A 7,775-nucleotide genomic window follows, 5' to 3' on the forward strand; every position below is an offset into this window, starting at 1 on the left:
AGGAGATTGTCACCTGGGAAGGCCCGATGGTGGATGAGGAAGGATTCCTGCCATTGTCAGAAAAACCGGGCATTGGCGTAGAGATCAACGAGGAGGGGATGCGGAAATATGCTACCGAAGGGTATCCTTTTTTTGAATGAATTGGGAGTAAAAAACGCCGGCTCTGTGTCCAGGGAACCGGAGGCCGGCATCATTTTTTAAATATGAATTTCTAGCCATTGGGGTGACTTAGTGTGTCCGCCGTATTACTTCCTATATCATTATATTCCTGTATCATGTAAGAAAAAAATGTCGTGTATGGTCTATATACTGCAAAGGTAATTAGTAGTTTACAGGGGGGAGTTTATGCAACATCAACTTAAAAGTTGATAGCCAATATAAAATTTTAGTACATAGATTTAAGGATATTGAAAATTAACGCATCACCTTTCATCATAAACAATTGAGAAGAAGTTCAAATAATAACGGTGATCAATTGGTGTGGATTGAAAAAATCCAGACAGGTGATCACCAGGCGTTCGAAAATTTATTTAAGGAGTACTACCTGCCGCTGACACGTTTTGCCTGGGGATATGTGAAGTCAAAAGCAATTGCCGAGGAAATAGTCCAGGAGGTATTTGCGGATGTATGGGCCAACCGGAAAAACTGGAGTATTGACTATTCGATACGTTCCTACCTGTATAAAACAGTCAAAAATGAGAGTCTTAACTACTTGAAGCATCAAAAAATTGAAGATGAGTATGACAGCAGGTGGATGGACCAAAAGGACAATCCCACAATAAATTTTGACTATGAGCTGAGAGAAGAACAGATAAGGGAGGCCGTCAAAGAGGCCATAGATGAACTTCCGAGGCGTGCGAAAATGACCTATAAGCTACACCGGCATGATGGATTAACCTACCACGAAATTGCGGAAGTGATGGAGGTGTCAGTCAAAACCGTAGAATCCCAAATGACGCGCACACTCAAGACCCTTCGCGAACGGCTTTCCTACCTGTTACCTTTTTTTCTGGCCTGTTTGATGGTATAACACACTATTATTTTAAAAACTTTTCAATTGAAAATACCCCTTCAGTAACCATAGACCGATTTTTTATAGTAGTAGTAATATACCTCGGGAAAAAATTAAAAAAAATTACGGGGTATCCCTGTTTCCAATTGTCTTAATAAATAGAAGCGACAGATTTTTAGCTAAACAAAACAGTAAAGTTGGAAAACTGGAATTTAATACAGCGATATATAACGGGGAATGCATCTCCGAAAGAACGGCGTGAGCTATGGCATTGGATGGGAGAGGATCCTAAAAACAGGGAGTTGGTCAGGCAGCTTGAAGAAATTTGGGAATTGACCCCTGAAGATGATTTTGAAACTAATGTCGAACATGCATGGGAACAGTTTCAAGAAGAAAACATGGAGCGCCCTAAAACCTATCCGATTGACCACAGGAGTCATCAGCATACCTCTGCATTACCATACCTATTCCGTGCTGCCGCCGCCGTATTGGTTATACTGCTTGCGGGTTATTTTGCTCAAAGCTATCTGGCCAACTCTAATGCTAAAGAACCCCAAGAGTTTTATGTAATGCAGGATCTTGTGACAGATAGAGGGGAGAAGGCAAGTGTAACCTTTTCTGACGGGACACAGGTCATACTGAACGCTGCAAGTTCATTGCGGTTTCCCAAAAAATTTGATGGTGCCAAGCGGGAAGTCTATCTGAATGGAGAAGCGTATTTCAAGGTAACTCATAACCAGGAGAGTCCATTCATTGTGCATACCAAAAATGCTGACATAAAAGTATTGGGCACGGAATTTAACGTACAGGGTTGGGAGGAAGACACCAATGTGGATGTCACGGTCAGCGAGGGAAAAGTTTCCGTACAAACAGTGAATTCAAACAACACCCAAGAGGCTATCCTTGCCAGGGGAGAATACGCCCGGGTTGAAGAACAATCAGGGCTAGCGCCAGTAGAACGGGTTAAAATAGAGAATCACCTGCTGTGGACGCAGGGAGGGATGCATTTTAATAATGTACCATTGAAACAGGTATTCCGGCACTTGGAGAGGAAGTTTGATGTGCAAATAACGGTGCCCGACAAAGATATTTTAGACGTTCCATATACCGGTACGTTTCGCCAGGCTGAGCTTGACGAAATTATATATGTGCTCTCTGCATCCATAGAAATGGATTACGAGCGAAATGGTTCTCTCATAGAATTCAAAGAATAGCATGAAGGTTCAGTCAGAACTCTATTTCTGACCTTTTAGAGAAAATACGTATAAAGAAAGTCAATAATCTTCATACGTACAGTACTTATAACAGTAATCTTTGGGATAGGATTATCATAAAAATTGCAAGAGATAACTTGCAGATAATAAATAAAAAAAGGGGAAATTATGAGAACAAGATTACACAGTCATATGTGGATAGTTGTCTTTTTACTCGTTCTTGTCGGGCTTCCGTTACAAAATATAGCGGCCCAGCAGGCTCAGGAAGAACAGAGGTTTGCCAAGGTCCAAAGTGTAACAGCAGCTGATATTCAACAGATGTTCTACAAGGTAGAGATTGATAAAAAGATTAATCTCAATGTAAGCAATGTTACCGTAGAAAGGGCGCTAAGGGAGGTTGCCCAGAATGCGGGACTTAAGTTGACCTATCGTGGTGATATCATGAATCGTGATAAGGTCACAATCAAGAAAAATGGTATTAGAGTTAGCAACGCACTCGATTTAATTCTAAAGGATACCAATCTTGATTACATGTTTTCGCAAAACGGCTACCTGTTAATAAGCCCCAAAAAGGAAGTGGTAGAAGAGGTTGTTATTCAGGCTACAGTAACAGGTGTGGTAACGGATGCGCAAACGGGTGATCCGTTGCCTGGAGCAAACGTTTCCATACAGGGTACTACCATAGGTGCTTCAACAAATGCGGATGGAGAATATGAAATAACCGGCGTAGAACCGGGTTCGTATACTTTTGTAGCTTCCTTTATCGGTTATCAAGAGGAGACCCAGGACGTCACAATAAGCGATGGACAAAACCAGGCAACCATTAATTTTGATTTGCAACCCGCACAAACAGCTCTTGATGAGCTTGTTGTAGTAGGTTATGGCCAGCAGGAGCGAGGCAATATTACGGGTTCCATTTCTTCCGTCACAGGTGATGAAATTGCCACTGTACCTGCCTCTGGTTTGCAGAATACTCTCCAGGGAAGGGCGGCTGGTGTGCAGGTCACGCCTACTACAGGTCAACCAGGCGCTCCAGTGGATATAGATATTCGCGGAGTTTCCACTTTTGGCAATAACAACCCCTTGTATGTTATTGACGGAATGCCAGTCTTTATTGGGAGTGGCGGTACAGAAAACCCGCTAGCTTCACTCGATCCCAATAACATTGAATCGGTGGAAATACTGAAGGATGCTTCCGCTGCTGCTATTTATGGGGCACGTGCAGCCAACGGTGTGGTGATGATAACAACCAAGGGAGGACGTGCAGGAGATACGCAGGTATCGGTAAGCCTCTCTCGTGGAGTAAACACTATTACTGATAAAATTGGGATGTCGAACAGTGAGCAATACATAAATTTTGCTACCGATGCATATAACAATGCATTCGACGGGGCCTTCCTGCCCACTGCCTTTACCGAGCCTGAGTTGTCTGATAACCTTTCCCGAAATACGGATTGGGAGGAAGCGGCACACGATCCCGCTACAATTCAGGACTACAGTGTGACGGTATCCGGCGGTAGTGACAATGCCACTTACTCCTTTTCTACTGGATACTTTAACCAGGAAGGTACACTTCCCAACAGTCGATTCAAGCGGTACTCGGCGAAACTTAATACCAATATTGATATCACCGATAAGCTGCGTGTTGGAGAGAATATGCAGATATCACGTGCTATCTGGAATGGAACATTTAGTCCTACCTTTGACTTCTACCAGGAACTTCTGCAGAGTTCGCCGACCATGCCGGTTCGCTGCCCAGAAAACCTTGGTGGGTTTTGCGGACCCGAAAATAAATACGCTCCCATATTTCGTGCGAACAGGGTTGGTATTCTTCATGTGGACGATGTAACGGAACAGCATAACACCCTCCGGGGAACAGTGTTTGCGGAATATTCTATCCTGGATAATTTAAGCTATCGACTCCAGGTGGGGGGAGATATCTCGTTGAACCGCTCCAAATCGTTCTTTCCACGCTATGAAATGGGAGGCCGAAGCAATGCCACCGCAGATCTGTTTGAAAGCCGTGTAAATGGTGATAATTATATCATTGAGAATACGCTGGAGTATCAAGGTGTATTCAACGATGTGCATGAGATAACGGCACTGGTTGGTTATTCTCAGCAAAAATCCGAGACCATATTTTTCAATGGAAATCGGGAGGAATTTCCTGATAATTCTTTGCGAGTGTTGAGCGCAGGGTTTGGTAATTATAACGTAGGCGGAAGTAATACCGCTTGGGCACTTCGTTCACAAATGGGCCGTATTAATTATACCTACGATGACCGGTATAACCTGATGGCAACGGTCCGTCGTGATGGCTCATCCCGTTTCGGTGAAAATAACCGCTATGGTGTATTCCCGTCGTTTTCTGGTAACTGGAGAATTTCAAACGAGTCCTTCATGGCAGATGTTGACTTCCTGTCAAATCTTACTCTCCGAGCCAGTTGGGGTATCGTAGGTAATCAAGAAATTGGGAACTATGCTGCTATTGCCAGTATTGAGCCTGGTCAGCGATACATCCTCGGCGAAAGTCAATCACTAACTCCAGGTGCTGCCTATACAGAAATGGGTAATAGTGATCTGCAGTGGGAAACAACAACACAAACAAATATCGGTCTGGATATCGGACTGCTTGACGACCGGCTCAATCTTGTGATGGATTATTACCTCAAGGATACCGAAGACATCCTCTTGCAGGTTCCCATTGCTTCGAGTTCTGGCTTCAACAGGGATGACGGGGCCGTTCAGAATGCGGGTTCACTGCAAAACCAGGGCTTCGAATTTTCACTTAATTATCAGAACAGTATTGGTGAACTGGACTACACCGTATCTGGAAACATTTCTACGAACAAAAATGAGGTTACTTCACTTGGTGGAGGCGGTCCTATTTTCTTTCGTGAGCAAAGTGATCCCAATTATATCCGAACAGTTACCCGGGTAGGAGATCCCGTAGGTCTCTTTTACGGTTGGGTTATGGATGGTGTATTCCAGGACCAAGCCGAAGTAGATGCACATGCTACCCAAGAGACTGGAACCGCTCCGGGTGATATTAAATTCAGGGATATAAATAATGACGGGGTAGTTGACGCTGATGACCAAACCGTTATTGGTAACCCATTTCCTGACTTCACGTACGGTTTCTCGTTGAACTTTCTCTACAATAACTTTGACTTGTCTATTCAGTTCCAGGGCAAGCAGGGACATGATATATATAATCTTGTCTGGGCTGGTATTAACGAAGGTGAGGGCGACAATAATTCCACGGAGCATTTTGCTCTGAATCGCTGGACACCAAACAATCGTAATACCGATGTGCCGAGAGCCATTTTTGGCGATCCCAACGATAATACTCGTCCTTCTACTCGCTTTGTAGAAGATGGGTCATATTTGAGAGTCCGTACGATAAAACTTGGGTATGGTCTGAGTCCTGATATGGCGCGTAATTTGGGTATTTCTCAGCTTCGCATCTATGTACAGGCTGAAAATCTGTTTACGTTCGATAGCTATCGTTCTTACAACCCAGAAATAGGACGAGTAAGTGGTACCACCCTTTCGCAAGGTGTAGATTATGGTGCATATCCTATTCCACGCTCCATTCAAGCGGGAATTCGGTTAGATATTTAACATCCAAACCTGCTTGAAATGAGGTTAGAATTTATATCACAAATTAATCAAACGAGGGAATTTGTTATGCAATCCAAAACAATAATAAGTTTATTCTTAGCATGTATAGTACTGTTCTGGGCAGGCTGTGAAGAAGATTTCCTGAGCCTGTCTCCATCAGATTCACTGTCTCCAGATAATTTTTACCGTAATGAAGCAGATGCCGAGTCTGCTGTAAATGCGGCTTATGATCCTCTGCAGAATGTCTATAATATCTCTTATCCCAACTCGATTGAGGGGGGGACAGATGATATTGACAATGCCAACAATGTGTCGATCCCAACAAACAGTTGGGCGTTTTCGGCAAACTTTAGTCGATTTGACGAAGTTTGGCAGGCCCTTTATCAAGGCGCCTTTCGTTCAAATCTAGTACTACAAAATGTACCTGATATTGATATGGACGAGAACACAAAAAATCGAATTCTTGGTGAGGCACGTTTCCTAAGAGCGCTTTATTACTGGCACTTGACCAGTTATTTTGGTCCCGTACCAATGGTGACGGAAGCCAACCCCACGGATGCTTCGGTTGGTGCCAAGCCTGCCAGCGCTGTAGCAGATATCTATAACCAGGTAATAATCCCTGATCTTCAGGAAGCCAAAAACTTGCTTCCACCTTTATCAGAATACGGAAGTGATGATATCGGCCGGGCTACACTTGGTGCTGCACAGGCACTGTTAGGCAAGGTCTACCTGTATAATCAGGACTACGCCATGGCGCAGCAGGAGTTGCAAGCTGTTATTGAATCTGGTGAATACCAACTTCTGGCCGATTTCCAGAACATCAATGTAGTGGACAACAATGTAGAGTCTATATTTGAGGTTCAATATTCTACTGCCCCCGGGGAGGATAACACCCGGTTAGACTACAACCTGCCACAAGGTCAAGGCGGTTGGGGTAATCGTATTCCTGAGCAGAACATAGTTGATGAATTTGAAGACTATAACGGGCCAGACCCTGACGGTGTGTTTGATAACAAAGATCCACGGCTCTTCTATTCAGTCTGGCAAGACGGCGAATTCTATGACAACGAAGCTGCCCCAGAGGGGTTCCAGGCCGAATGGACTTTTACAGGCCTTGGCATGAAGAAGGGACAATTCCCAGTAACGCGTGGCCACTGGGATAGCCCCTGGAACGAATGCCTGATTAGGCTGGGTGATGTATACTTGATGGCTGCAGAAGCGGCTGCTCTGAAAAGCGGTTCCACTGCGGCTGATAAGCAATTGGCCATTGACTGGATCAATGAAGTTCGCTCGAGGGTAAATATGCCAACTTATCCTGATGTAAATGCACCCTATTCTGTTGATCCCAGTAGTAGCCGGGCAGAATTTTTTGAATCTATCGCACATGAGCGCCGGGTAGAGCTTGCTTTTGAGTTGCACCGCCTGAATGATTTGCGACGATGGGAAGATGAAGAAGACAGCTATACCTCTGCTACTGAAAGGTTAAGCCAATATGGATATCAACCCAACAGGCATCAATACTTTCCCTATCCTCAAGAAGAAGTGGATGCAAATCCAGAGCTTGAACAGAATCCAGCCTATACTAATTAATTCTTACGCCTTTAAATTCTATCATTCCCAAGGGCACCTATTTTAGGGTGCTCTTGGTTTGATAATAAAATAGTTGGTGATTTAAACCCAAATCATAGTATGATGAAGAGATACCTGATACTACCTTCAATATTTATCTTTGTTTTATTGTTGATTTTCCAAGCCCCAGCTGAGGCTCAGCAGGCGCAATTTACTCGCCAGGAAGTGATTGCCCTGACCCCGGAATGGGAAGGGGAACGCTATCCCGATGGACGCCCGAAAGTGCCGGAGGGCATCCTGCAACGGATGAAGAAGGTGACCATTGAGGAAGCCTGGGCTGTGCTGCGTGGAGAAAA

4 protein-coding genes and 2 pseudogenes are annotated in these 7,775 nt (G+C 44.3%); all 6 read left to right on the forward strand.

Going from position 1 to position 7,775, the window contains the following annotated elements:
* Positions 1–140: pseudogene (locus NC796_RS26965) on the forward strand (mandelate racemase/muconate lactonizing enzyme family protein); the annotation flags it as partial.
* Positions 141–442: 302 nt separating this feature from the next.
* Positions 443–1,030 (forward strand): RNA polymerase sigma-70 factor, encoded by a 588-nt coding sequence (locus NC796_RS26240; protein ID WP_310688831.1) that lies wholly within the window; start codon positions 443–445, stop codon positions 1,028–1,030.
* A gap of 179 nt (positions 1,031–1,209) precedes the next feature.
* On the forward strand, positions 1,210–2,226 hold the full coding sequence (locus NC796_RS26245) for a FecR domain-containing protein (RefSeq protein ID WP_310688832.1): 1,017 nt from the start codon (positions 1,210–1,212) through the stop codon (positions 2,224–2,226).
* A 168-nt stretch (positions 2,227–2,394) separates the two neighbouring features.
* Positions 2,395–5,850: a SusC/RagA family TonB-linked outer membrane protein gene (locus NC796_RS26250; protein WP_310688834.1), complete on the forward strand. Its 3,456-nt coding sequence runs from the start codon at positions 2,395–2,397 to the stop codon at positions 5,848–5,850.
* A 66-nt stretch (positions 5,851–5,916) separates the two neighbouring features.
* Entirely contained in the window at positions 5,917–7,440 is a 1,524-nt protein-coding gene (locus NC796_RS26255) for a RagB/SusD family nutrient uptake outer membrane protein (protein ID WP_310688836.1), read from the forward strand.
* Between the two features lie 99 nt (positions 7,441–7,539).
* Positions 7,540–7,775, forward strand: a pseudogene (locus NC796_RS26260) (RraA family protein); the annotation flags it as partial.

This window comes from Aliifodinibius sp. S!AR15-10 (genome assembly GCF_031569985.1).
Taxonomy (GTDB): Bacteria; Bacteroidota; Rhodothermia; order Balneolales; family Balneolaceae; genus JAMQKA01.